The organism is Microcoleus sp. AR_TQ3_B6, from assembly GCF_036702785.1.
Lineage (GTDB): Bacteria > Cyanobacteriota > Cyanobacteriia > Cyanobacteriales > Microcoleaceae > Microcoleus.
This window is the reverse complement of sequence record NZ_JAUBVJ010000021.1, coordinates 11,837-38,116: the sequence shown is the minus strand read 5'-3', so window position 1 is coordinate 38,116 and position 26,280 is coordinate 11,837. Positions and strand designations below refer to the sequence as shown.

Annotated in this window: 25 protein-coding genes; 15 read left to right on the top strand and 10 right to left on the bottom strand. The window is 47.2% G+C overall.

Features of this window, described 5'->3' with window-relative positions:
* On the top strand, positions 1-1,407 hold a 1,407-nt coding region (locus QUB56_RS12905), incomplete at its 5' end, for a Calx-beta domain-containing protein (protein WP_332955609.1).
* An 846-nt stretch (positions 1,408-2,253) separates the two neighbouring features.
* Here QUB56_RS12905 and QUB56_RS12900 read toward each other — a convergent pair.
* Positions 2,254-2,847 (bottom strand): DUF4129 domain-containing protein, encoded by a 594-nt coding sequence (locus QUB56_RS12900; protein ID WP_332955608.1) that lies wholly within the window; start codon positions 2,845-2,847, stop codon positions 2,254-2,256.
* 420 nt (positions 2,848-3,267) lie between these two features.
* On the opposite strand from QUB56_RS12900, the gene QUB56_RS12895 reads away from it, so the two are divergent.
* The 3 genes from QUB56_RS12895 (at position 3,268) to QUB56_RS12885 (ending at position 7,738) form a co-directional block, all read left to right on the top strand.
* Positions 3,268-4,995, top strand: coding sequence for a diflavin flavoprotein (locus QUB56_RS12895; RefSeq protein ID WP_332955606.1), 1,728 nt, complete (start codon positions 3,268-3,270; stop codon positions 4,993-4,995).
* 375 nt (positions 4,996-5,370) lie between these two features.
* On the top strand, positions 5,371-6,000 hold the full coding sequence (locus QUB56_RS12890; RefSeq protein WP_332955605.1) for a hypothetical protein: 630 nt from the start codon (positions 5,371-5,373) through the stop codon (positions 5,998-6,000).
* Positions 5,993-7,738: a diflavin flavoprotein gene (locus QUB56_RS12885; protein WP_332955604.1), complete on the top strand. Its 1,746-nt coding sequence runs from the start codon at positions 5,993-5,995 to the stop codon at positions 7,736-7,738. Before QUB56_RS12890 ends, QUB56_RS12885 begins: the two co-directional genes overlap by 8 nt.
* Before the next feature lie 104 nt (positions 7,739-7,842).
* On the opposite strand, the gene pgsA is transcribed toward QUB56_RS12885, so the two are convergent.
* From pgsA to QUB56_RS12850, 7 genes are all read right to left on the bottom strand, one after another.
* Positions 7,843-8,361: a CDP-diacylglycerol--glycerol-3-phosphate 3-phosphatidyltransferase gene (gene pgsA, locus QUB56_RS12880; protein WP_332955654.1), complete on the bottom strand. Its 519-nt coding sequence runs from the start codon at positions 8,359-8,361 to the stop codon at positions 7,843-7,845.
* A gap of 284 nt (positions 8,362-8,645) precedes the next feature.
* Positions 8,646-9,491, bottom strand: coding sequence for an ADP-ribosylglycohydrolase family protein (locus QUB56_RS12875; protein WP_332955603.1), 846 nt, complete (start codon positions 9,489-9,491; stop codon positions 8,646-8,648).
* A 90-nt stretch (positions 9,492-9,581) separates the two neighbouring features.
* A complete protein-coding gene (locus QUB56_RS12870; protein ID WP_332955602.1) occupies positions 9,582-10,292 on the bottom strand; it encodes a sugar transferase in 711 nt (236 codons plus the stop codon).
* 273 nt (positions 10,293-10,565) lie between these two features.
* On the bottom strand, positions 10,566-12,590 hold the full coding sequence (locus QUB56_RS12865; protein ID WP_332955601.1) for a hypothetical protein: 2,025 nt from the start codon (positions 12,588-12,590) through the stop codon (positions 10,566-10,568).
* Positions 12,591-12,634: 44 nt separating this feature from the next.
* Complete coding sequence (locus tag QUB56_RS12860; protein WP_332955600.1) at positions 12,635-14,941, bottom strand: hypothetical protein; 2,307 nt, start codon at positions 14,939-14,941, stop codon at positions 12,635-12,637.
* A 187-nt stretch (positions 14,942-15,128) separates the two neighbouring features.
* The gene (gene iscB / locus QUB56_RS12855; RefSeq protein ID WP_332955599.1) at positions 15,129-16,403 is read right to left on the bottom strand and encodes an RNA-guided endonuclease IscB; all 1,275 of its coding nucleotides are present in this window, start codon (positions 16,401-16,403) and stop codon (positions 15,129-15,131) included.
* 381 nt (positions 16,404-16,784) lie between these two features.
* Positions 16,785-16,952: a hypothetical protein gene (locus QUB56_RS12850; RefSeq protein ID WP_332955598.1), complete on the bottom strand. Its 168-nt coding sequence runs from the start codon at positions 16,950-16,952 to the stop codon at positions 16,785-16,787.
* Between the two features lie 692 nt (positions 16,953-17,644).
* Here QUB56_RS12850 and QUB56_RS12845 point away from each other — a divergent pair.
* The 8 genes from QUB56_RS12845 (at position 17,645) to QUB56_RS12810 (ending at position 22,663) form a co-directional block, all read left to right on the top strand.
* Positions 17,645-18,355: a Crp/Fnr family transcriptional regulator gene (locus tag QUB56_RS12845; protein ID WP_332955597.1), complete on the top strand. Its 711-nt coding sequence runs from the start codon at positions 17,645-17,647 to the stop codon at positions 18,353-18,355.
* Between the two features lie 90 nt (positions 18,356-18,445).
* Entirely contained in the window at positions 18,446-18,943 is a 498-nt protein-coding gene (locus QUB56_RS12840) for a universal stress protein (protein WP_332955596.1), read from the top strand.
* Between the two features lie 250 nt (positions 18,944-19,193).
* Positions 19,194-19,943 carry a DUF2232 domain-containing protein gene (locus QUB56_RS12835; protein ID WP_332955595.1) on the top strand — a complete coding sequence of 250 codons (750 nt, stop codon included), beginning with the start codon at positions 19,194-19,196 and terminating at the stop codon, positions 19,941-19,943.
* A 121-nt stretch (positions 19,944-20,064) separates the two neighbouring features.
* Positions 20,065-21,171 carry a nicotinate mononucleotide-dependent phosphoribosyltransferase CobT gene (gene cobT / locus QUB56_RS12830; RefSeq protein ID WP_332955594.1) on the top strand — a complete coding sequence of 369 codons (1,107 nt, stop codon included), beginning with the start codon at positions 20,065-20,067 and terminating at the stop codon, positions 21,169-21,171.
* A 237-nt stretch (positions 21,172-21,408) separates the two neighbouring features.
* Positions 21,409-21,519 carry a helix-turn-helix domain-containing protein gene (locus QUB56_RS12825; RefSeq protein WP_332955593.1) on the top strand — a complete coding sequence of 37 codons (111 nt, stop codon included), beginning with the start codon at positions 21,409-21,411 and terminating at the stop codon, positions 21,517-21,519.
* Between the two features lie 61 nt (positions 21,520-21,580).
* Positions 21,581-21,748 carry a hypothetical protein gene (locus QUB56_RS12820; RefSeq protein WP_332955592.1) on the top strand — a complete coding sequence of 56 codons (168 nt, stop codon included), beginning with the start codon at positions 21,581-21,583 and terminating at the stop codon, positions 21,746-21,748.
* A 101-nt stretch (positions 21,749-21,849) separates the two neighbouring features.
* Positions 21,850-22,317, top strand: a complete 468-nt coding sequence (locus QUB56_RS12815) for a transposase (RefSeq protein ID WP_332955591.1) — start codon at positions 21,850-21,852, stop codon at positions 22,315-22,317.
* Positions 22,256-22,663 (top strand): transposase, encoded by a 408-nt coding sequence (locus QUB56_RS12810; protein ID WP_332955590.1) that lies wholly within the window; start codon positions 22,256-22,258, stop codon positions 22,661-22,663. Before QUB56_RS12815 ends, QUB56_RS12810 begins: the two co-directional genes overlap by 62 nt.
* Before the next feature lie 448 nt (positions 22,664-23,111).
* Here QUB56_RS12810 and QUB56_RS12805 read toward each other — a convergent pair whose 3' ends face one another.
* Positions 23,112-23,669, bottom strand: coding sequence for a hypothetical protein (locus QUB56_RS12805; protein WP_332955589.1), 558 nt, complete (start codon positions 23,667-23,669; stop codon positions 23,112-23,114).
* 293 nt (positions 23,670-23,962) lie between these two features.
* Here QUB56_RS12805 and QUB56_RS12800 point away from each other — a divergent pair, with 293 nt between their 5' ends.
* From QUB56_RS12800 to QUB56_RS12790, 3 genes are read left to right on the top strand one after another with little or no spacing between them, the layout of a single operon-like run.
* Positions 23,963-24,193, top strand: coding sequence for a hypothetical protein (locus QUB56_RS12800; protein ID WP_332955588.1), 231 nt, complete (start codon positions 23,963-23,965; stop codon positions 24,191-24,193).
* A complete protein-coding gene (locus QUB56_RS12795) occupies positions 24,175-24,294 on the top strand; it encodes a hypothetical protein (RefSeq protein WP_332955586.1) in 120 nt (39 codons plus the stop codon). Before QUB56_RS12800 ends, QUB56_RS12795 begins: the two co-directional genes overlap by 19 nt.
* Positions 24,291-25,400: an extracellular solute-binding protein gene (locus QUB56_RS12790; RefSeq protein ID WP_332955585.1), complete on the top strand. Its 1,110-nt coding sequence runs from the start codon at positions 24,291-24,293 to the stop codon at positions 25,398-25,400. Before QUB56_RS12795 ends, QUB56_RS12790 begins: the two co-directional genes overlap by 4 nt.
* A gap of 67 nt (positions 25,401-25,467) precedes the next feature.
* On the opposite strand, the gene QUB56_RS12785 is transcribed toward QUB56_RS12790, so the two are convergent.
* Positions 25,468-25,998 (bottom strand): hypothetical protein, encoded by a 531-nt coding sequence (locus QUB56_RS12785; RefSeq protein WP_332955583.1) that lies wholly within the window; start codon positions 25,996-25,998, stop codon positions 25,468-25,470.
* Between the last annotated feature and the right edge of the window lie 282 nt (positions 25,999-26,280).

Sequence of the window (26,280 nt, the reverse complement as noted above, 5' to 3'; positions counted from 1 at the left end):
GTGGCTGAAGGCGGCGTGGCTACGATTAACGTTACTCGCACCGGTGGCACGGCGGCTGCATCGATTAACTACGCTACTCTTGACGGTTCGGCAAGTTCAGCAGGCACAGCAGCGGATTATACTACGGCGGCGGGGACGTTGAATTTTGCTGCGGGGCAAACAACCGCTAGTTTCACTGTGACGGCTTTGACTGATTCGATTTTGGAATCGCCCGAAACGGTGAATTTGGTGCTTAGCGGTGGCAATATCGGCAGCAATCCGTCAATTTTGACGATTCTGGATGTGCCGCCAGGGACGACCCCAACTCCGACGCCGACGCCGACGTCTCCAAGTCTCTTCCAGTTCCAGCAACAAAATTACACGGTGGCTGAAGGCGGCGTGGCTACGATTAACGTTACTCGCACCGGTGGCACGGCGGCTGCATCGATTAACTACGCTACAGTTGACGGTTCGGCAAGTTCACCAGGGGATTACACTCCGGCGGCGGGGACGTTGAATTTTGCAGCGGGGCAAACAACCGCTAGTTTCACCGTGACGGCTTTGACTGATTCGATTTTGGAATCGCCGGAAACCGTGAATTTGGTGCTCTTCGGTGGCAATGTCGGCAGCAATCCGTCAATTTTGACGATTAATGATGTTGCGACAACTGTGGCGCCAACTCCGACGCCGACTCCAACTCCACCAACATCAACAGCAACCCAGTTTGTTTTTAGTGCGGCTACTTTCACCACTCCGGAATCATCTGGCCTTGCTACGGTGACAGTCAATCGCATCGGCCCCACTACGGCTGCCGGAAGCATTGGTTACACTACTGTTGACGGCACCGCCCTATCAACTGGAAGTGCGGTTGATTATTTGTCTACTGGTGGTGTACTCAACTTTGGCCCTGGGCAAACTACCGCGACGTTCACCATCTTTGTCAATCCTGATACTGTGCCTGAATTGACTGAGACTGTTAACCTAGTTCTCCAAAACGGCCCCGTCGGCACTCCGTCAACAGCAATACTACAGATTATTGACGGTAGCGGCAGTGCATCTGGCAATGTCTTCCAGTATAGTGCGTCTAATTACGGCTCGATCGCCTCTCCGGGGGGCGGCACAACGGTTACAGTTACCCGCTCAAGCGGCTTAGGTGCAGCATCGGTTGATTATATTATTCTGGCGGGTACTCCAGGCACTGGCCCTGGAGCTACACCTGCACCTGTATATGGTACCGACTACCTGCTTAACCCGGGCGGCCCCACTGGCGGCACGTTGTCCTTCGCCAACGGCCAACTCAGCCAAACCTTTACTATTCAAGACAACCCATTTACTACCAATAATGGGATTGTGAACTTAGGTCTTGCTAACCCCACTGCGGGCTACAGTTTCGGCAGTACAGCGGCAACAAGAATCACTCTCATCTAAGGCTGTTAGTAGGGCGAGGAATCCTTGCTCTACTAATATGTCCCGCAAGTAGTTAAATGCTTTTTATCAGTCTGATTCCTCACTACAGCTTTTTTCAAGAAAGTGAGGTAGGCGGGTAAAATCTTCCCTAGCTTAACAGCAGCGAGCATTGTCGCCGATCCAATTACTGAATTTCGTTCGGGTAGTGCGCGAGACAGCAACTTTCGTTAGCAACGATATCACCAACGCTAATATCGTATTGCTGGGGTAGGTGCTAGTTTCGTCGTTTTTAATCCATTTGCTACTTCGGTCTTATAGAACCGTTTCAAGGTGGTACTCTTAGATGCTACGGCGGTTATTCAAGTACCACCTTGAACCCTTGTATATGGAAAGAATTAGATGGCGATTTGCCATTGGGTGGGGGTTTTTGAGATTGTCGGTTTTTGGCCATTATTGTTGGTAAAACCCGCCCCTAAAATTATCGATTGGATATTATATAGCAATCCTAAATGATTCAGATAAATTTGTAGGGGTAGTGCCTTTCTTTGCCTACCCCCTATCTATCGGGCAACCACGGGGGGATTGCCCCTACAATAATTATGCAAATGATGGGAGGATTGCTATATCATGTGCGATCGATTAACCATAATACCCCGGTCGGCGCGGGTTTTTGAGATGGGAGATTGTTGGCCGGTATTGTTAGCGAACCCTCCCCTACAAAAATCGCGATCGCTCGACCGGACATGATATTACTGTTTTTTTGGGCTTACCTATAGCGGTTCTCAAAAAAGTGAGGTATGCCCTATGCCCTATGCCCTATGCCCTATGCCCTATGCCCAGTTCTCATCTATCTGAGAAAGGCTATACTTAATCTTTAATTTGTTGATAAGCTTGCTGACACTGTTCAAATGTTGAGGCGTCAGCTTCCCTATTCCCAAAATATAGTTGCTCGTGTATTCTTATCAAAGTTTTGTAAGGCACTGGCTGGGGTAATTGCTGGATTAATTGCAAATATTCGCCATCAGTGCGGCTGGGTTGGTCAACGACGGTTCCGGCATCATTTAACCGCTGCAACATCGCCATGTAAAGACAGCGGCAAGCTTGGCGGTATTTCCCTTGTTGCTGCAAATTTTGAGCTCGCAACAACCACTCTGCTACCGACAAATCTTTAATGGTTTTTTTCGCACTTCCATCAGTTGTTTGATTCCTCTTTTTGAAATTATGAATATAAAAACGTAACAGTTGCCAAATCTGCCAACTCGCCCAGACTGCGAGCAATGCTAAGATTAACCAAAAGGCGGCTTTAGCGAAAGCCCACAAGATGGGGGAATCAAACCAAGAGGGCAATTTGACATTCGGTATATTTTGGGCAGTTTTTAGTTCCCACCACTCCTCCACTCGCTGTTGCCACTGTCCTAATTGCCAACCCAAATTAGTTTTCTCAAAGGAACTTTCAGACATAGCTTTACATCACTTAATCGATTTTGGCTTGTGGATTTGGGATTTTTTTATTCGCTCATCTTACTGCACATTTTGTACAACTGTTAAATTACTAACCTGCTGTGCATCTAATTTGACAGTCAATTTTTCTACAATTATTGTCGGAGGCGCAGGAGAGCCCGTCTCTGCATTCAATGCGAGATACTCCGCAGCTTACTAACTCCTTGACTGCCCGATAGGAATTTCCATGCAAAACTCAGTACCTCGATCGCCAAACCGATCGAACTCAGTTTTATTACCACACATATTAGCTTTTTGTCAAGAGATAGAGTTCACTTTTGGGATGCTTAACTGAGTGATAGGAAATTTGATAAAGATTTACAAAAGAAACGTGTCAGAATGGAAACAATAAGGTAATGGGTAACAGACAAGGAGGCACTGATGGTAGCGCTGACTGAACGAGTCCAACGCAGATTGACGGTGGAAAAAGTCGAAATTGCCTCTGATACAACGGCAATTCGATGCCTGGACTGGGATAGAGACCGCTTTGACATCGAATTCGGACTCAAAAACGGTACAACATACAACTCATTCATCATTCGCGGTGAAAAAACAGCCCTCGTCGATACCTCGCACGAGAAGTTTCGCCAGCAATACATGGAAACTCTGACGGGGGAAATTGACCCCAAAGAGATTGACTATCTAATTATCAGCCACACCGAACCAGACCACAGCGGTTTAGTCAAAGACGTGCTGGCGCTGGCACCCCAAGCGATTGTCGTGGGGGCGAAAGTAGCGATTCAATTTTTAGAAAACCTTGTACACCAACCATTTGAGCGATTGGTAGTCAAAAACGGGGACAAACTAGATTTAGGAAACGACCACATTATCGAATTCGTATCGGCGCCGAACTTGCACTGGCCCGATACTATTTTCAGCTACGACAGCAAAACTCAAGTGCTGTTCACCTGCGATGCTTTCGGGATGCACTACTGTTCCGACAGCACCTTCGATGACGATTTAGCAGCAGTTGAGGAAGATTACCACTTTTATTATGAGTGCTTGATGGCTCCCAATGCTCGATCGGTACTCGCTGCGATGAAGCGGATGGCAGAGTTGGGAGAAATTGGTACAATTGCCACCGGTCACGGGCCGCTGCTGCGGCACAATGTGGTGGAACTTACCGGACGCTACAAAAAGTGGAGCCAAGCGCAAGCTAAGGCAGAAACCACTGTAGCGGTATTTTACACCTCCGACTACGGATTTAGCGATCGGCTCAGCCAAGCGATCGCCCACGGTATCACCAAAACCGGTGTCGCTGTGGAAATGATGGATTTGAGAATCGCCGACTTGCAAGAAGTCCGCGAACTTGTCGGTACCGCCGTCGGTATCGTGATTTGTTCGCCGCCGAGTAGCGGTACTGCAGCTGCGAATGCCGAAGCTGCTATCAACACAATTTTAGTGGCGGCTAACAACAAACAATCTTTCGGTTTGTGCGAATCCGGCGGTGGCGATGACGCATCGATTTACCCGCTGCGAAACAAGTTCAAAGAGTTGGGTTTAAAAGAAGCATTTCCCAACATTTTGATTAAAGAAACGCCGACAGAAGCGATTTATCAACTTTGCGACGAAGCCGGCACCGACTTGGGACAGTGGCTGACGCGGGACAAGGCTGTCAAACAGATGAAAGCCCTCGACAGCGACCTCGATAAAGCTTTGGGACGGCTAAGTGGCGGACTGTACATCATTACCGCTCAAAAAGGCGAGGTTAGCGGTGCGATGCTGGCTTCTTGGGTAACGCAAGCCAGCTTTAAACCCCTGGGTTTAACAATAGCAGTTGCTAAGGATCGGGCGATCGAATCGATGATGCACGCGGGAGATAAATTTGTTCTCAACGTGCTCGAAGAAGGCAATTATCAAACCTTGATGAGGCACTTTTTAAAGCGTTTTGCTCCTGGTGCCGATAGATTTGCCGGAGTTAAAACTCAACCTGCTACCAACGGTTCTCCGATTTTGACAGATGCTTTGGCGTACATGGAATGCGAAGTAGTCAGCCGGATGGAACTTTCGGACCATCATATCGTATATGCGATCGTCGATAACGGCCGCGTATCCAATCCCGATGCGCTGCCTGCAGTTCACCACCGCAAAGTGGGAAATCACTATTAGGAAGTCAGTTGACAGTTGACTGTTGACTGTTGACAGTTGACTGTTGACTGTTGACAGTTGACAGTTGGCAGTTGACAGTTGGCAGTTGTCAGGAGCAAGAGGGAAATTCAACGATATATTGATTGACTGTCTGAGTCAACACACCCCAAAGGTATTAGTAAGGTGCGTCAGCCGATGTTTTATTCGACTTCATCATCGACTATCTACTGACGCACCCTACAATTACAGTCCAAGACGCAACTGGCTACGCAAAAACTCTCAACCTTGGGTGCTTGTGGCGCACCTTACCCGGTTCTGGGTGTTGGGTGCGCCACAAGCAGCAAACCGGACAAACCGTCGTCATTTAGACTCCATTTTCACTCTTAGGAATTGCCAATGCCTGCGAATCTTTTAGAAGACCGGGATTACACAATTATTATTGCTAGAAGCGATGCCAGCAGACACCCCCAACATCCTTGGTACCAGGAGTGGATAGAAGCACAGGCATCTCTGATCGACCTCGCAAAAAAATGTCAACAATTTGACAGCGACGGCATCACCCTTTACGAAGCTTCTACTCCGCTGTGGGAGTATAAAAATTCAAATGTTGCCCGGTTAGCTGAAATTTTGCAACGACAAAATACGGAACCCGATTCAGCAAAACCCACTGAAATTAATTTGGAAGAAGCTCTGAAAGCAAGTTTTAGCGATTATTTTGCAAGCAAACCAAATCCGAAAGGGAAGAATGGAGCAATAATTGTTGCAGTCCTCGATCAAAAACCCGCAAATGCCACTGCTGTCGCCGACATTATTGTAAGTGCGGCAAATAAAATAGATAAAGATGAAGAAATTGGAGTGAGCTTTATCCAAATTGGGGACGATTTGGAAACCAGGGAATTTCTGACTGACCTGGATACCCATTTACAGGATCGAGGTGCAAGGTTTGACATTGTAGATACAAAGTTTTGGCACGAAATCAAAAGAAGTTCTGTAGTTCAGTTTCTCATAGGTGCAATTAATGACTAACACTTTAACTCCTAGACTCGCATCACAGCCCAAACCCCGCGACGTGCAGTTTATCCCGATCGCACCCGATACTTTTATTGTGCGATCGCGCACTTGGGACAGACTCAAATTTGAAGTCGAGTATTCGCTGCAAAAGGGGACGACAGCAAATAGCTATATTATTCAAGCTGACAAAACTGCTTTGTTCGACCCGCCCGGAGAATCTTTTACTCAAAATTATCTGGAATGTTTGCAGAATAGGGTGGACTTGGCCAAGCTGGATTACATAATTTTGGGGCATTTCAATGCTAACAGGTCAGTAACAATTAAAGCTCTGTTAGAATTAGCTCCTCAAGTAGCTTTGGTTTGCACGAATCCCGCCGCAATTGGTTTGCGAGCCGCTTTTCCCGACCAAGAATTAAACATTATGATTGTTCGGGGAGAAGAAACTCTCAACTTAGGAAAAGGCCACGCCTTAAAATTCATCGCGACTCCGACTCCTCGCTGGCCTGATGAACTTTGCACCTACGACCCGCAAACTCGAATCGTGTTTACTGACAAACTATTTGGGTCTCACGTTTGCGGCGACCAAGTATTCGATGAAGGGTGGAGCGTTTACAGCGAAGATCGGCGCTATTATTACGATTCCCTGCACGCATCTCAGGCAAAACAAGTGCTGGCCGCAATGGATAAATTAGCCGATTTACCAACAGCATTTTATGCTCCCGGTCACGGCCCGATCGTCCGTTACGGCCTTAATGAACTGAGCAATCTCTATCGGGAATGGAGCCAGCAACAAAATTCAAAAGACTTGACAGTTGCTTTGATTTATGCTTCGGCTTACGGAAATACGGCGACTTTAGCGCAGGCGATCGCCAAAGGAATTACTAAAGCCGGCGTTGCGGTGGAAAGTATCAACTGTGAATTTGCGGAACCGGGAGAAATTCAAGAGGCGATCGAAAAATGCGCGGGCTTTATCATCGGAACTCCCACCCTAGCAGGACACGCTCCGACGCAAATTCAAACAGCTTTGGGAATAGTTTTATCTACAGCAACTAAGAGCAAATTAGCGGGGGTTTTCGGTTCTTTTGGCTGGAGTGGAGAGGCGATCGACTTAGTGGAAAACAAGCTGAAAGATGCTGGCTATCGAATTGGATTTGAGCCGATTCGAGCCAAATTTAAGCCGACGGCGGCGACGATTCACGAGTGCAAAGAAGCGGGAACAGATTTTGCTCAAGCTTTGATTCGATCGCAAAAATTGCGGGCACCGAAACCGCAGTTAGCAGCGGGGAGCGATCGCACTGAACAAGCAGTAGGGAGATTAGTTGGTTCGCTGTGCGTACTCTCGGCCAAGCGGGGGGAGGTTAGCAGTGCGATGCTGGCTTCGTGGGTGTCGCAAGCCACGTTTAACCCGCCCGGTGTGACGATTGCCGTTGCCAAGGATCGAGCGATCGAAGCTTTGATGTACGCCGGAGATAAATTTGTGCTCAACATCCTAGCAGAAGGGCGACAGTTGCGGAAGTATTTCATGAAAAACTTTGCTCCGGGAGAAGACAGATTTGCCGGAGTCGAAACAATGGAAGCTAGCAACGGCTGTCCGGTTTTGACTGATGCTCTGGCTTATCTGGAATGCGAAGTGATAAGTCGGATGGAATGCGGCGATCACTGGGTAGTTTATGCCGCGGTTGAAAACGGTCATTTGCTGAAAAATGACGGAGTGACAGCGGTGCATTACCGGAAATCTGGCAGCCATTATTAAGCTGCAGCTAGGACACGGCAATGCCGTGTCCCTACAAATACATCGAAGTTTTTATCTGCGTTCATCCGCGCTCATCTGCCCTCATCTGCGGCTCAAAAACCGACTTACTTGTCCTCAGCAGTCTTTTCCGGCCACAGATAAATAGCGCCAGAAATCAAAGTTAAAGCCACAGAAACCCAAAAAGCAATTAATGCGGGAAAATGCCACGCTTCAGACAGAGGAGCAATTAAAAGTGCGATCGCCACAATCTGACTCACCGTCTTCAATTTCCCCCAAATATTAGCTCCCGAAATTGTAGTTTTATTAACACGCCACCCCGCAATTGTCAACTCCCGCCCCAAAATCAAAAACACTGCCCAAGCAGGTACTTTCCCCAACTCAATCAACACTAAAAGCGGCGCGATTACCAACAATTTATCCACCAAAGGATCGAGAAACTTTCCCAAATCGGTAATTTGATTCAGCTTCCTAGCCAAATAGCCGTCCAGCCAATCAGTAGCTGCAGCTACCACAAAAATCGCCGTGCAAATCCAGCGGCTTTGCGGGCTTGGGTCGTACAAACCGTAGAGCAGAAAAGGCACCCCCACCAAGCGAGAAAAAGTAATCAAATTAGGCAAATTCATCATAGAAAGAAGTTCGGCAACGCGCAGTGAATCGGGATTTAACGGATGTAACCTATCTCAGGAAGAAGTCCATCGATTTTAGATTTTAGATTTTAGATTTTAGATTTTAGATTGACCCCACGAATAAATGCGGGGGCTTGAGGATTTTCGATTTTAGATTTGGGATTTTAGATTTTAGATTGACCCCACGAATAAATGCGGGGGCTTGAGGATTTTCGATTTTAGATTTGGGATTGATTTCACGGATAAATCACGTGGCCGGTACCACCTTTGAAATTCGCTTGTCAGAAGTCGCTCCTGCAATTCATTAACTGTCGATCGAGTTCTATGATATAATCTCTGCCGTAAGATTGATTTTCTAATCCTTGTACCAGATTTTCTGGCAGGTCTTGAGCAATTTCACTGCTACAGGAACCAGCAGCTAAAGCAATAGTTGCTACTGTATCGACATCTCCCGAAAAGGCAATGCAAGCTTGGAGCAGTTTGCTCATACTATCATGGAGCATCACAGCAGTAATAGCTGCTCTAACACAGACCACACCTTTAGTGCTGACTTCTCCTTGCCAAGGTATGGACCACTCACCAGGGACGTGCTTTTCTAAAAATTTTCCCAAATTCTTCTTTAAACCTAGCTGATAAATAAAGTAATGGGACATCAAAGCGGCTGCTATAGCTGCTTTAATGCCATCGGGAGTGTTGTGAGTAATTGCAGCTTGAATAGTAGAATTTTCGATAACTTTTTCAATAGTAGGAAAAATGCCAATAGGGCCTGCTCGCATCGCAGAGCCGCTTTTATCGCTAGCGGAGTGTATTTTTTCTAAGAATTCTTTTGGGTCTTGAACTTGTAGCAAAAAATTGTAAAATTTGCCAGCATAACCCAATCGGCGATCGCGGTGAAAAGCTGCAACAAATTTGGTGGCTAAAAGTTCCGGCGTCCAAGGTTCTCGGCTGACGATAGCTTCTGCGACGGCTAAACTCATCTGCGTATCATCTGTGTAACATCCAGGCGCGATGTCGTGACGGGGATGCTTGAGGTAGCCGTTGAGATTGTTGTGCAATTCGATGGTCTGCTGGTCAACAAATTCAAAACCCGCACCGTAAGCGTCACCAATCGCTAATTCTATTAACATATATTTAATCCCGTTTCCAAATATTTTCTCCCCTGTTTTCTCCGCAACTAAAATTTAAAATAAAAAACCAACCCTAAACCCCCTACCTATCTAACACGCACCGTTTTTACTCAAGACAACCAAAATTGTTTGGCAAATCAGAGTGATGTCGTAGACAACAGACCACTTGCGCTGATAGTCGAGATCCATCTGCACAATATCGTCAAAGTCTTTAACTCCAGACCGTCCGTGGACTTGCCACTCCCCAGTCAGGCCGGGTTTGACATCTAAACGCTGCCAGTGGGACTCGTCATAGGCAGCAACTTCATCGGGAGTTGGCGGTCGAGTTCCCACCAAACTCATGTCGCCGACTAACACATTCCAGAATTGAGGCAACTCATCCAAACTCGTGCTCCGCAAGAAGCGGCCGACGCGGGTAATTCGGGGGTCATTTTCATTCTTAAAAATGGGACCCTTGGCTTGGTTGCTAACTAAATGTTTGAGCTTTTCTGCATCGACAACCATCGATCGAAATTTCCACATTCTGAAAGGTCGCCCTTTGAAGCTGCAGCGGACTTGACTGTACAGCAGCGGGCCCGGATCGTCTAACAGCATCGCCACTGCCACCGGCACCGCCACCACTGCTGCAATTGCCAGTCCCAGCAGCGCGCCCAAAATATCGATCGACCGCTTTACCTTGCACGTTACGGAGCGGTGAACCTGCTCTTTTGATACACACACTTTGTAAGTAAATTTTTGAAAAAATAAGGACAGCATTTCTGACAATACTGATGATGTACAGGCACCCATCGGAACTTTCATGTGATTTGTGTCAACTTTAACGAACTCTCACGTTAATCTTATTAGTCTGGCTAAATCTGCTGAACCTCAAATCCTGAGCTTTGCACAATCTTTAAAAAGTAAATACACTTTTATAAAGTTTCTGTGTATTTATTCAGACAAAGTATAAACTTTATGTAAGCTTAAGTACATTTACATAAAAAAGTTAGTCTTTCCCGCAAAAAACTCGGTTTCTACAAGGAATCTTCCAGGAAGACAGGGAGGGTTCCACTGAGAAACCGGGTTTTTTGGCATTTAGCGATCAATATCGCTGCGAACATCCCAAGCAATTGTTAGCGGCTCTAACAATTTTTGCTGGCTGCTATTGGCGAGGAAGCCTAAATATTCGCGAACAACAGAGGCGTGTTCGAGATTCAAGCGATAACCCCGTGAGACATCTTCAAAGAAAAGCGGCTCGGCCAAAATTGCTTCCCAATCGGGATTTTGCCTCGACTCCTGGCCCAGCAGCATGAAATCTTCCTCCGCCGGAACAACTCCCCCCGGCAATTTTCCTTCCAAAATCTGCAGAATCCGGGGCTCGCAGGTGCGGGTATTCACGCCAATGCCCTCCAACAACTGCAAAATTTCCTGAAAGCTCAGAGTTTCCCCGCCCAAAACCTGCATTAATTCCCACATCAGAAAAAAGTCGCTGTACTGCTGCTGCGACACATTCAAAATTTGAGGATAGAGAGGCAAACTCGCCAGCCCACAGGCAACTAAACCAATTTTTCCGGAAAAATTTGTACTTTGAGATACAGCATTTAATCCAGAATTGTGAAGGTCAAAAATATCTCGATCGACCTCCAATTCCTGGTCTTGAACGACTATAGCATTCGGCAGCTTCTGCCGCAACCAGCGGGCGATCGCAGGCCAAGCACCCATACCCCCTGCACAAATCGCCTGATTAATCCCCGCCGGCGACATTCCCGCGCGGCTGAGCAAAGCATTCAATTCGCGGTTCAACTGCTGCACAAATGGCACTAAAACCCGACTTTCCAAATCTTTGCGCTTCACATCCCAATGCTGCTGACCAATATCGAAAGCAAAACTTTTTTGATGTTGCAAAATAACTTTTATATGCCTTGCCGCCTCCAACAATTGCAGCCCAAAAGCAGAACCTTGTAACTGCTGCTGCAATTGATAGCGACTCGGCAAATCCGGATGCCCCGGACGTGGCAAATCGATCGACATTCCCCAAGTTTCATTTTTAGCCAACAACTGACAGATAATATCCTGATCGAAAGCATCGCCACCAAAAGCAAAACTGTGGCAAGTAAAATCAGCATGAGTTAAATCTTCAAGATTGGACGGCAACTCAACTAAAGCTAATTCGACCGTCGCCGCCCCCGCATTCAAAATCAAAGTTCCTCCGCTAAAAGACGAAGCATTCACAGTCAGCGGTGCAGCTTCTTGAGAACCCTGACCAGAATCCACGGTCCACGGCTGCACTTTTGTGGCATTTTTCACAGGAGTTACAGCAGCGATCAAAGTGGCGATGGCATCTTCCACCACAAAAATTTGCGAAGCCGAAGCCACCAGAGACGCGCCCAAAACAGCCTCCCGCAGGTTAAACCTATAAGCATCCGACCAGCCGGCCGGAGTTCCCAAAATTACACCCTGCAAGTCTAAAAGCGCCGCATCGAGAGTTTGAGCCGTCAGTCCCGAAGCCCTACAGATTAAATTGGAAACTGGCAATCCTGCAAAAGTCGCCCTCGGTGCAGAATCCAAAACTTCCCCAAGGCCGCCAAATTTGTGCCCCTGCTTCCTCGGATTCAAAGTAGCCAACAGTGCCCGCACACCTTGCAGCGGTAAGGCGATCGAAAAAGCCTGCAAGGGCGACCACTGCAACAGGGGTTCGTACATCCCAGCAACCTCCCGCTGATAAGGAATGCCCACCTTTAAAGGCAATTTAAAATTTTGCAGTAAAAATTCTCCCGCAGGCAAAGCCAACTGCCGGAATCCCACCGACTTGACTGTCACCGGAGACCCTGGGATCCCTGGGGCTGTTTCCGCAAGTACCGCAGCCGAGGGAATCCGAAAGATCGCGCTTTTCTCGGCAGCCTCAGCCTGCGGTGATTCCCAGTAAATCGGGTACAACTGACTGCTGGCGCGATCGAGCAAAGTCGCCGACAGCCCGCTGGAGGCGAAATCAATACCCAAATACCAGCGAGAATTCGGGCGTTCCCGGGATTGAGTGTCCGAGTCAGGGTAGACCAGGGCGATCGCACCTGCAACAGAATACGGCGCCGACTCTTGCTGCTGCTGCCCCAACTCGCTCAACTCGGTTTTCGTCTCAACAACTCCTGCTTTACTCTCAGTTGAAATTAGGTTTTTTTTTTATTTTCTGGAGGACTCGAGCGCAGTTCGTTAGTTTCGGCAGTTTCTGGAGGGGGAGAATCAGTCAAAGCTCGATCGCTCTCGGTGAAACTAGCCAAAATCTCGTCTAGCGTCAAGTTCGATTCGTCTTCCTCAGCAAACAAATCATCCTCAAGTTCGTCTTCCAAAACCAACGGTTCATCGTCAACTGAGAGTTCCAACACATCGGCGAACAAATCCTCCAGGGTGCCGAGTTCTTCCTCTACTGCAAGAGCAAAGGAATTTTTTGCACCGCCGGAGGGGGAACTCGCCGATAAATCCAAGCTGTTAGCGGCTTGAGAAATCGATCGCCGGGAGCTAGTATTTTCCAATCCCTCCAGACTGTAGAGGTCTGCCTCCAACTGTTCCAGAGTATTGTTATCCAAATTTAGAGCTTGATCGAGGTCATCTTCTAATGCCTCGAGCGGCAGCAAATCCTCGTCCGGCGAAGCTTGGATGTAGGCATCATCGAGCCGCTGCCATCCGGGGTCGAACTCGCCAGTGTGAACATTACCAGAACTCGCCACACGGGGTTCGGCAGTGGGGAGGTTCCGGCTAATTTCAGCAGGAGTTTTCAACGGCAAAGAGCCTGATTGAGGCACAGCAGCGTCTTCCGGCTCGCCTCGGTTTTGAGCCGTTTCTAGATTTTCTCGATCGTCCGGGTCAATCTGCCGCGAGGCGGTTGAGGCGGCAGGTTCTGAAACCTGAGATACTGTTGCCACTTGCGGTTCAAATAAATCGGCAGTATCTAAAGTTAGATCGTTTACAGAATTACCGATTACGAATTCTGAATCTTCACCTACTAAAATATTTTCCAGCGATTCGCCTTCATCCAGCAGATTTACCAACAAATCTTCGGTCATGTTTAGGGATTGGGTCGTTTCATGAGGCGCGGCATCTCGATCTTGTACAGCTTCACTTTTTACCTCAATTCCTGTATTTTCAATCGGAAAAGTTTCGAGTTCTAATTCTACTTCAGCGACGGCTTCTCCCGCGAACAAGCTTGCATACAAATCCTCAGCATCTTCGCCTGTTTCCGCTAACATATTTTCCGATTCCGCGCCGGAAAACGGAGTTGTCGGTTGAGGTATTTCCGGTGCCGAACTGAACAAATTATCTGCCAACTCCGGGAGCGAAATTGGGGATTGAAGGCGGTCGCCGTCGCGCCTCAACTGTCCCAATTGCGGAGAAAGTTTTGTATCGGCGTAGCGCAATCTGTTTTGTTCTCCGAATTCGCCGGTGCGATTGGACTGCACCAGCTCTCCACTCTGAATCTCGGCGGCTGACTGCTCGAGCTGTGTATTTGAGAGGGCGCCAGTGGCCTCAGACCGCTGGGTTCCGGGTGGGATGACAGTTTCGAGATTTGCTAAATCGATCGGCTGCTGCACGTAGGAAGACGCTTCTCGCCCCAACTGTACAGCCAAGTGGTTGACCAAAGCCACGAACATCGCCTCGCTCTGCTGGCTCAAACCATGCATATTTTCGAGTCCTTGTCCCAAGGAAGCTTGATAGCTTTCCAGATTTGCTTGCAAAGCCTCGAACACACTACCCATCCTAGAATCGAGACTCATCAGCAGATTGTCTACACGAGATTGGAACAGTTGCATTTGCTCCAACCTTTGAGCCGCCGTCATCTGCGGGTGTTCTCCTGAGGTTTGTGGGTTAACTGTTACATCAACAGCCGGTTGTTCTGATTGTGCACTAGCCAAAGAGTAAGGTGCTGCGCTGCGAAGCAATAACTGATTTTCTAGGGAACTTAGAATTTGGGAGAAATTGCTAGTCAAGGTTTCTTCCAAGCGCGCAGTCAGTACCTGCAAGAATTCAGAAATGATTTGCTGTTGGTTTGCTTGTTGCTGAGCTAGCGATTGTTGCTGCTGCCGTTGTGCTTCTAGCTGTTTGATTTCTTGAATTAGAGCTTGCTGCTCCATCCGCAGAGCTTCTATGTTTTCTTGGAGCGGCTCCGTCAGGCTTGAACGCAGGTGGCTGATTTCTCCGGTTACAGCAAGCATGATTTGCTCTGCTGCTGAGGGGCGAGGGGCACTGGGTGGCACTTTGGGAACTGGAACTGGTTGCGGGCGGACTTTTGGGCTGGCGGGCCCCGAGCCTGCGGTTAGGTTTGAGTCTGAGGAAACCAGATAAGCGCGAACTCGCTCTAACAGTTGGCGCTGGTGGACAGTATCCATCGAACCCGTCCAAGGCAAGCGGGGTGCGGGCTTGCTGAGTACCTCGTCAATCTCAGCAATCAATACTTGAATTTTGTACTTCTGAGAATTCAAGGGCGGAACCTCTGGGAATGCGGCTTGAGAAAAACTTTACTGAAAAAAGACTGAAGTCAGGCGGCAGCGATGCCAATAGATAGAATAATCTGAATGCGAGTCCGTCAATAATTCACTAAAAAATGAGCGAGAAGCCCCTGACTTTAGGCATGGGGAGGAAAGCGGCAGCGACGACCGTCGCCTAGAATTAAAATCCATAGGAATAACCATCTTTCTTATGAATTTGACTGCAATATTTGTGACTAATTCCTGCTACTCTTCCCGTCGTTGTGACAATATCAAACGAGCCAGATGCGCGACAAAGAACTCGTCCCGTGTAAGAGCCAATTTTCTTTCCTGCGGTGACTGTCGCGCTGACGATATCCCCAGTTTGAAAGCAGAAATGAATTTGCTTTCTTGATTTATGACGAATTGGGAAGCCGAATTTATTTGTACCACATATTTGTCGTGTTCCGTGTCCCGCTGTTTTGATTGGCAGCGGTTGAGCGGTCAGTACCTTCAATTCTTCGACCTTGCCTACACACGCCGCATCCAGCCAGTGAGATTTAAGTAGTTGTAAGCGAGTCCGATTGAACTTGGTTTGACCGCCCGACCCCGCAGTCACGGGGAGTCCCGTTTCTTTTAGTCGATTCAGCAATGCCCAACGGGTCGAATTGACCGCCGTTGCATCCTTGAAATGGCGTTTTCTTTGTGCTTGGATACGTTTGAGAATATCAGGCTTTTTGGCTAAGAATTGCTTGATATGCTGAGTACCTTTCTTTTTGTTACAAGTGTCGCAAGCCAGACACAGATTAGAAATTCGGTTGCTACCACCTTTTGCCTTGGAGTGTATATGTTCTATCTGTAATGGAACATTTTCGATACTACAATAAGCGCATTTCCTCTCCCAAACCTCAAGAAGGTATTCGCGGACTTCAGATCCTAAAAGTGTTCCTTGCTGGTATTCAATTCCCGATATTTCAGGATTCTCAAGTTGTTTTAAATCGAACCGTACCAACTCTTGAGCAATTGAGTTTATCGGCGCAAGCTTAATGAGTTTATTGACCCAGGTAAGAGTCGTTTTGACCCGATGCTGAAGACTGGGTGCTAACCAACCCGCAGGCCGAGTGCGATTGAAAAATCGAGCTTGACGATAGCGGGTATGGCGTGAACGCCGCCCACGTCGCAGAACACGGCGTGATTCCAAACTCGCTTTGATGGTTTGACCTCGGTGGGTGAGTTTAGCCCCAAATAAAACTACCGTGCCTTGAACTAATGCGATGCCAGTTGTCTTAGAGCCGGGATCTAATTTAAGCGTGATGGCTTCTGGCGTGGCGTTGACCTCCTTTTTAAGAATGATGGTGAACGGGTATTGACGGAACACCGCTGCTTTTCCAGCTTTAAGCAAAGACCTTGCAATCCCCGGAGTACAGGGAGTGAGCGGTCTGCGGTTGATATCTAGAACAAAAATTTGGTTAGACATGGTTGCGTCTCTTCTGATTGCTCGTAATGTTCGCTTCAATAATGTTTTAAGAGCTTTTTAAGCTAGTCGCACGTCCTTAACCTTTGTAGGGATGTTTAACGACTAGCGCTCTTGGCGAGGAACTAGCGTCGCATTCCCCGGTATCGTGACTCTTGAAAAGTAGGCCTCGAAAGTATACGGCTGGTAAGGTAGGCCCTCGATTCAATCCCGCTCAAAGAGCCGGACAGTCTTGAAAGCCTCCGCCTTTAGGCGTGGGGTTCCTTACTAATATTTTCTGACAACTGTTAATTAACCTTTTGTCTTCCGATAACTTCTATTGCCTATGATAGGTTAGCCGGTACTTCTGCACCAAATGCCCGCTTCTATCAACTGCAAGTGCTGTCAAATTCTGCGGCTGCTTTCGAGTTTCAAGCGGGCCCGGAGGGCCGCCAAGAGTGTTCCGGATAGCTGCGATCGCACGAAATGAATTCCGCTATCGGCAACAACGGCGGGCCGCACACCCGTCACCCCTAGTTTGGCTAGCGTGGCGGCGCGCCACTCTCTCTTCATCTTTCACCGACTGGGAAAAAACCTCAAACAATTTGCGATTTGGGATGCCGGGATTCGGGATTGTCCCCGTACAGTCGGTTTGAATAACCTTTTATAATAGCCTTTTATATGTATTCATGACTAGATACTAATGGTACAATAATCTCGGGGGGCAGAAAAGTTTGCTGCCAACTGCCTCGGTTTTGCTCGAGCCTTGAGCGCCAGCCTTTAGGCTCGCAATAGCTGTGGATTTTGCCGATCGTGCTGGCATTTGACTTGTTCGGGGCAATTGCAGTAGGGTTTGGGATCTGTCAGTCGTGCTTGGAGGCTTGTGCTCTGCTGATTCTGGCGATCGACTGCTGGGCCCACTGACAACAAATCTCTCAGCAGTGTTAAGCTTGTCTTCGCGAAGAGCTTTCAAAGGTAATTCGATCGGCTCAGTCCCTTGCCACGCGGCTAAAATTTTGTGAATAAAATTTGCTCAGTGGTATGTATCTAAAAAATTATGGTATATTCTTTAGTTTCTAGCTCGCAATCAGAGCGATAGGCTATTAATTCCCATATTCGACCTTTGACCGCAAAACTTTAGAGGTAAAATTGCAGATTTTAGATACTTGTTTCTCAAATCTTGAATCTCAAATCGAATGACTCGGCTGCAAGCTATTTCTAACTGCCCAGCGCAGATCAAGCGCATAAATTAAAATGATGGCCTCATGGAAGACCGCTTTAACACCCGAGATCCGCAGTCCAATATAAATCAATTGATAGTTTCTACTCCTTTTTTTGCAGGCTTGCCCCAACCTGTAATCGAAAGAGCAACTCTCCACATTGTTACCCGCAGTCATCCGTCAAATCAAGTGATTTTACTCGAAAATGACTGGGGAACATCAGTGTATTTTATATTGGATGGTTGGGTGAAAATTCGCACCTACAACCTAGACGGAAAAGAAGTAACACTGAATATTTTAGGAAAAGGAGAACTGTTCGGGGAAATGGCTGCGATCGAAGAAGCACCGCGATCGACAGATGTCATCACCCTAGCGCCGACACTGATCGGCAATATGCCATCTCAAGATTTTGTGCAGCTCATTCATACCGAGCCGCTAGCAGGCATTCGCCTAGCTCAACTGATGGCCCGTCGCCTGCGACAAGTCAACCGCCGCCTGCGTTTGCGAGAGTCGGACAGTACCTCGCGAGTAGCAGATATTCTATTATTTTTGGCAGAGGGGCAAGGGAAAATCATGTCAACAGGAGGTACAGAAATTCCCAACCTGCCACACAGAGAATTGAGCAGCCTCAGCGGGCTGGCTCGCGAAACAGTAACGCGAGTGCTCAGCAAGCTCGAAAAAAAAGGAACTATTCAGCGCGAACGTGACGTTTTGTGCATTCCCGACCTGCACGCCTTGGAGCGTCTGTTAGTCTAGAAGCATCAGAGTTTGCTTTCATTGCATCTAATTCACGAGCTCTCTCTGTTAAGTAACTGATATTGATGATTTCCCCCGGGAGGTAAAGCTATGAGTTTTAAGAAAATTTTTGTTGCCTTAGATGATTCTGAACTGAGCCACCGCGTCTTCAGTCAAGCTTTAGAGTTAGCTCTGATCGATCGCGCCCAGGTGATGCTATTTAACTGCGTTATTGTCAACTCGGTGGCCGAGACAGCAGTGCCAATTCCGGTAGATTTAGGCATGAATGTCGAGTTAATGAATCAAGCTTATCAAGCTCAACGTTTGCGGCTGGAAACCGAGGAAAAACAGGCTTCGGGTTTGCTGAAAAATTACTGCGACGCCGCAGCCAAACAAGGATTGCAGGTGGAATTTGACTGTAAAATGGACGGCGATCCGGGGCATTCTATCTGTGAATCCGCCCAAAATTGGGGCGCAGATTTAATAGTATTGGGGAGGCGCGGCCGCACGGGGTTCGCAGAAGCTTTCCTAGGCAGCGTCAGCAATTATGTCGTTCACCACGCATCTTGTTCGGTTTTGGTAATACAGGAAGTCAAAGCCGAAAAATGATGCTGCTGAAAATTTTTGCCCAGAAAGTCCATCTAAAATAAGACTCGCGTTCGTACCTAAACCCGGTTTCTGCCAGCAAGATTAAATTTGGCGGCGAAGTATCCAAAGATGAAAACCGGGAATCAGCCCTATCACGCGCAAGTCCCGTACAATCTAAAATCTAAAATCTAAAATTGGAAAACCGGGAACCCGCCGTATAGCCCGCAAGTCCCGTAAAATCTAAAATCTAAAATCTAAAATCTAAAATCGGATGAGTGATTTTTTGTCAGCAGATGCTGCGTCTAATTCCGGCAGTTCACCCAGTACAAATAACGACCCGCAAACCGCCGATATTTCAGCAATGGCTGGCGAGAGTAAAAATCCCGAGCCGCGCGAATTAGGGGAAGCGCCTTTAAGGCTCGTAGAAACGGCATTTTTGGCAAGTACCGCTAGCTTGATATGGCTGGTAAATTATTACTTTCCACTGGGGCCTTTGCTGCGGGTTTTTTTCCCGATACCCATCGCCCTAGTTTATCTGCGCTGGGGCAACCGAGCCGCTTGGATGACAGCTTTTGTATCGGGTTTGTTGCTGTCGGTACTCATGGGCCCGACGCGGAGCATTTTATACGTGATTCCTTTTGGAATTATGGGAGTTGCGCTGGGAGGACTTTGGAGGCGCAAAGCGAGCTGGTCTTTGTCTATTAGTGTGGGCGCGCTAATTGGTACTGTCGGCTTCTTTTTTCGGTTTTGGCTGCTGTCAGCTTTGGTGGGCCAAGACCTCTGGGTTTACGTAACAGCTCAGGTAACAGAGATAGTGGAATGGGTTTTTGTGAAGCTGGGCTGGCTTAGTGTACCGAGTGTGAGTACAATTGGGGCGATCGCAGCCGGGATGATTTTGGTTAACAATATTGTCTATTTATTTGTAGTGCATTTAGTAGCTTTACTGCTGTTAGATCGTTTGGGAAATCCGATTCCGCGGCCGCCGCGCTGGGTGCAAGTTTTGATCGATTATGAAGAGTAGTTATTGGACATCGGGCATCGGGCATGGGGCATTGTTGACTGTTGACTGTTGACTGTTGACTGTTGGCTGTTGACTGTTGGCTGTTGACTAATGACTAATGACTGTTGACTAATGACTAATTATGATTAATATTTATACAGAAATAGAACAGGGTCAGCGGTGGCTGGAACGCTATCGGGGACGAAAACCGATATTTGCCTGCGTGTTAGGATTTACCGCTACTGGCTTAATTCCGGGGATTTCAGCAGCAGGAGCAACCCCGCACGATCGACAATTTACTTGTTTAGCCGATGCAGAATTTTTGTATAACGGCCCCCAACCGTCGCCCCAATATCCTTTGCCGCCCCTAGAAGCGGGTGCCTCGCCGGTACTGATATCTCGCGCTGTAGTCGAAGCTTTGGAAATTCCCCTTTACCTATTTAATGCTGGTTTGCCCCTCCCGCCTCCGGTACCTGCAATTGATTTGGGCGGCACTCCGGCAAAGTGTGTGATTTCTGGGAATGCTTTAGAACTCAAAACAGTCAAACATTTGCTCGAACAAGGATTAATTTGGGGAGCTAAATTGGCCGCTGAAACTAATGGCAGCTATTTAATTTTAGGGGAGTGCGTAGTTGGGGGAACGACTACTGCTTTGGGCGTGTTAATGGGTTTGGGTATTGCAGCGGCGGGCAAAGTTAACAGTTCTCACCCTCGCTGCAATCACGCTCAAAAATTGGCTGCGGTGACAGCGGGACTCAATAATGCTGAGTGGGAAATTAACGGACAAAACAGCACTCCCCTGGAATTGGTAGCCGCGGTGGGCGATCCGATGCAAATAGCGGTGGCCGCAATGGCGATCGCCGCGAGTCGGACTTGCGGGGTGCTCCTGGCCGGGGGCACGCAAATGCTGGCAGTGTACGCTTTGATGCAAGCCTTAGCCCGTGAATATGCTCTGCTATGGCTTCCCGAACAAGTCGCGGTGGGGACTACGCGCTGGGTGGCGAAAGACCCTACAGGAGACACTGTAGGACTTGCGTCGGAGATCGGCGGTGTGCCTCTGTTGGGCGCGCAGCTAAGTTTTGCTGGATCTCGCTACGGGCAACTGCAAGCTTACGATCGCGGCTATGTTAAGGAAGGTGTGGGTGCGGGAGCCTGCGCGATCGCCAGTGGCTTGGCTGCAAATTGGACTCCAACTCAACTCCTTCAAGCTGTTGAAGCTTTAGCCTCGCGGTGTGAAATTAAACATTAGATAGTCCTGGATGCCAAAAACCCGTTTTTTACCTATAACAGCAATAAGGCTCACACTGTACCTGTACCCAGGGAGCGTGCCATTGATGAATTGCGCGTGAGTTGACGACAGTCCTCTAACCAATGCGATAGCGAGGTTTTCTCACAGATCCCAAACGAGCAAAATATTTGTTGTGAGTTGACATATTTTTAATTATTTATGTTGCCATGAATATGTAAACACGGTAACGTCGATGCCATGTACAGAGCAGTGAAAATCAGAATTTATCCTACCGGCGAGCAGGAATCCTACTTGGCTCAATGTTTTGGCAATACTCGACGGTTGTGGAATTATAGCAAGTCTATTTGAGTCATGAATGTAGAACCACCTGAAACGCTTGCGATCGTGGAATCGATTGTTTACAAATCAAATGGTTTTGCTATACATGCTCAATGCCACTACTACCGCACATAAAGAAACTGCCAAAGGTCTTGGCTTCGCTGCGATGGACAAGTTGCTTCCTGGCTTGAAGAAGGAATATGAATGGCTGGGACTAGCTTATAGTCAAGTCTTACAACGAGTAACATTCAATCAATAAGCGTGCGTTTGTCAAGTTTTTTTGAGGAACGGGCTAAACTCCCTAGATTCAAATATAAACATGGTAAGCAATCGATTCAATATCCCCAAAATGTGAAACTAATGCCACAGGATTCTGTAATTAAGTTTCCTGGTAATTTGGGGTTGATGAAAACCGTGTTTCACACAGACCTCCTTGATGCAAAATTCACGACTGTAACAATATCGAGAAACGCAGATAGTAGGTACTATGCTTCTATTCTGTTTAGCCAAGAAGATACGCCCGCAGTCGCAATTAGAGAAGCTATCGGTGTTGATTTGGGGTTGAAAATTTTTGCTATAACTTCGGAGGGTTCAAAATATGACCTACCTAAGAAGCGATTGGCTAAGTTAGAAAGGAATAGAAAACGCAAACAAAAGAAATTAGCCCAAAAAACGGGTAAGACATCTAACAAGCGTCGCCAGGCTAAACTTTTGGTTGCCAAAGTATCTAGCAAAGTAGCTAGAGTAAGAGAAGACTTTCTCGCGCGTGCTATCTCGCAAGATAGCACATCAAAACCAAGTTATTTGTGTAGAAGATTTGGCCGTTAAGAATCTGGTTAAAAATCCCAACTTGGCAAAAGCAATATCAGACCAAGGATGGGGGATTTTTCTAACCATGCTCAAGTACAAAGCCGAAAGATTTGGTCACACCTACCAAGAAATAGGGCGGTTTTTCCCATCTTCTCAACTTTGTAGCGAGACTCTACTACCCATCCCAATACTGCAAAAAGGATATGATTCATTGGGTGTAAGGCTTGTAGATTGTCCTCACTGTCTGCATCGGCATGATAGAGACATCAATGGTGCAAAAAATATTAAAAACGAAGGCTTGCGAGTTTTGGCGTTAGGAACTAGCGCTTCTACCCTTGGAGGGGAGGTAAGACCAAAGTCATGACTGACGTAAAAAATCCATGAAGACGCTCGGCAATCCCCGTTGAATTGGGAAGCCCACACCCTATCTGTACTCAGATGGGTGTTGGGTAGTTCACTCCCAATATTGGGGTTTTGCAGCGAGGAATACACTCAAAAACGGGGTTTTTAGTTTTCTGTGCGTCCAGGAATCTGAGGAATTAAACATTAAAAATTCAGAGGCGCCAATCGAGCTGCAAACCTGATTGTGCTGCTCAACCCGCTTTGTTTTTGCTGAATAATTATATCATTTTCTGTAGCCTTTCTGCTTTCAGATTTACATAAATTTATACACAATATCTCGCTTTGAAGTATTCTTCCTATTAATTGCGCGATCGAAAAAAATCTCTGCAATGACTCTACAAGTAGACGAGCATAAATCAACGCAAATTGTATTTTTTTTGAGATTAATGCCCGCTCCCCCCTAGCAATATTTAATTAGACCCGCCTACCTGTTGTGAGTGCATTCTTTTGGCGAGCAACTGTTCTTCCAAGGCGGCAATTCGATTGTAAGCTGCTGTTAGCTGAGCTGTTAAGCGCTGGATTTGAATCTCTGCGCTCAGATCTTTTTCCAGATTTTGAGAATTCTTGTCGAAGTAGCTGTCATCTAACAGTATGTCTTTGTGTTCGAGGAGCGCGTCGAGACGGCTGTAGCTTTGATAAGACGAGGTTTTGTCCTTTCCTACCGTTCCAGAGCAGTCGTTTCTCTGCTGCTGGGCCAGCTTCGTCGCCTGGGCGGACTCCAATAACTTTTCATTGAGATTTTCTATGAGTTTGTAGAGGGCTTCTACTTGTTGCGTCAATAGTGTAACTTGCTGGCGGAGCGCTTCCATAAAATCATCCTTTGGATCGTAACTTATATATTTACATATAAGGGAAATCTTTACATAAGTCTGATTTATCACTAAATTATTTAATTTTTGATGTAACTGTTGTGTTCCCAATCCTGACGCTAAATTTAGGGACTCACGCTGAAGATAATCAAGAGCCATTCGTGAGTCGATTTGAGATTTAAGATTTTAGATTTTAGGTTTTAGATAGTCTTGGACGCAGGAACCAGGTTTTTTAACCCCCATACTTCGTTCAAACCTTCAATCAGAGTTAAAAAATCTGGTTTCTGAGAGTGGGATAGTGGAGCGTCCTATTAGATTGACTTCGCTCTCGCCAGCACTTTCAGGATTCAGAGGAGTGGATTTTTAGTTATTAAGCTGGATCGGATTTAAAAAGAATTTTTAACTTCGGTTGTGTAAAAATCGTCATCTAGCTGCCGAGGGCAGGGCTCTCGTTGTTTCGTTATATTAAAAAATGTAACACAGATTCAGCCGATCGCCAACGGGGGCAAGCTCCAGCAGGCTCAAAGGAACTTGGAGCAGAGAAATCAGGCGGTAAGTTGACGGGGTTGTCGGCATCGGAAAGCTCGATCGACAAGGTAGAAGGTAAAATCAGGGCAAGAGTCAAACAGACTCTTTTGGCAGCAGAACCGAGTACAATGTCTCTGTGTTTGAGGAAGGAATAAAACAAATCGGCGCCCACTACCGGACTCGACAAACAATTATTTCCCGGGCTGCAGAACACAAAACGATCGGTCAATATTTAGAAAAGCGGATTCACAGGTGAAACGAAGGTCTTTGCTATTGGGGGCCGCCACCCTAACTTTAAGTCAATTGGCGGCAGGGTGCGGCTCAAAGCCCATTCTCAAAATTCGATCGCTCAAAAACGGTATTCCGGCCCAACTGGTAAGCAAATTTAGCCGCGATGTACAACGGTCTGCGCTTTTGCAGGTAACGCAAGAAGGACAATTAAAAGAATTATTCGCCCTGTTGCAGGAGTGGAAACAAGTTCCCGAATCAAAAAATAAAGCTGACTTGGTGATGTTGGGAGATTACTGGCTGACTTTGGCAATTCGACAAAAATTGATTCAGCCGATCGATCCTGCTAAGTTTGATAATTGGTCACAATTGCCCGAAAGATGGGAAAAACTCGTCAGGCGCAACGATGACGGTCAATTAGATCCTAAAGGTAAAATTTGGGGCGCACCTTACCGCTGGGGAAGTACGGTAATTGCCTATCGAACCGACAAATTTAAGGCTTTGGCGTGGACTCCGACAGATTGGAAAGACTTGTGGCGATCGGAATTGCGCGATCGAATTTCTTTGCCAGACAGTGCTAGAGAAGTTATCGGTTTAACATTAAAAAAACTCGGAAAATCTTACAATACCGAGCAATTAGATAAAGTCCCAAATCTCAAAAAAGAGCTCGCTTCTTTACACCGACAAGTTAAACTTTATAGTTCTGACGCTTACCTGCAACCATTAATTTTAGGCGATACTTGGTTGGCCGTAGGTTCCTCTGGGGACTTGCTGCCGCTGCTGCAAACTCAAAAGGATATTGCTTTAGTAGTTCCGGTTTCGGGAACTGCACTTTGGACGGATTTGTGGGTAGAACCAGCATCGGGGAATCCAGTTTCTTTAGTGGAAAAATGGATTGATTTTTGCTTGCAGCCTCGGGTTGCTCCTCAATTATCTTTGCTGGCTAAAGCTAGTTCGCCGATAATTGTCGGCATGAAACCAGAGGATTTGCCCTTCGCTATTCGCACTAATCCTGTGTTGTTGCCGGATGCTGAGATTCTTGCTGCTAGCGACTTTATGCTGCCGTTTGGGGATGCGGGGATTGCACAATATCGATCGCTCTGGCAAGAAATTCGGCAAGTAGTGAAAAGTTAAAATCTAGGGTACGTCAGCTCTTGATTTATCGATTATCCAAAAAATAACTCGCGGACGGGGCACCCTACTAAAATTCCTTTTGCCTTCCTCGAAAAGTCGGATTTGAGAGAGATTCTAAATCAATGCGACACAAGCGCCGATCGTCCTGGCACGAATAAATTGCCAAAGCTGTGCCTTGACGGTTGCAAACTCGCACATTGTAACCGTATTCGCTGGCGACAGTGCCAAAGCGGTTGACAAACTGATAGCGTTCCATATAATCGAGCAAACTCCAAAGTTGGCGGTTGACTATGATAATTACCCAAGTATTGCCGGGATCGACAAACCAGCGATCGAGCAATTTTCCGCCAAACAGTTTTTGAGCTAACCACAGACTCGGCACGCTTTTTTCAGCTTGCGAAAGCGGAGGCGAGGGAAAATTAGCAGCGTTGCCAGTCGGGCAGATCGGCGGCTGGGAAAATGCCGCAGATTGTCCCCCCAGCAAGGCTCTGATGCACGCCGAACAGGCGATCGGGAATAAAAATAAAGTTTTTGTCAAAATGCCGTGCCTGCGGCGGGAAACTTGATTTTTGTGGCGAAAGTTGTGGTAATTCATCATCTTATTAGACAAGATTGCATAAATCATTCATTGATACAGAAACTGCAGATGTAAGGCAGATAAACACCCATAAACGTAGATAATTTTAAATTACTCGTTACTAGGCTGGAGCCTGGGAACGCAGATCCGGAGGCTCTGCCTCCATGTTTTCCAGCGAGGCAGAGCCTCTAGATTTAGGTTCCCAGGCTGGAGCCTGGAAGTTAATTTTTAAATTACTCGTTACTAGGCTGGAGCCTGGGAACGCAGATCCGGAGGCTCTGCCTCCATGTTTTCCAGCGAGGC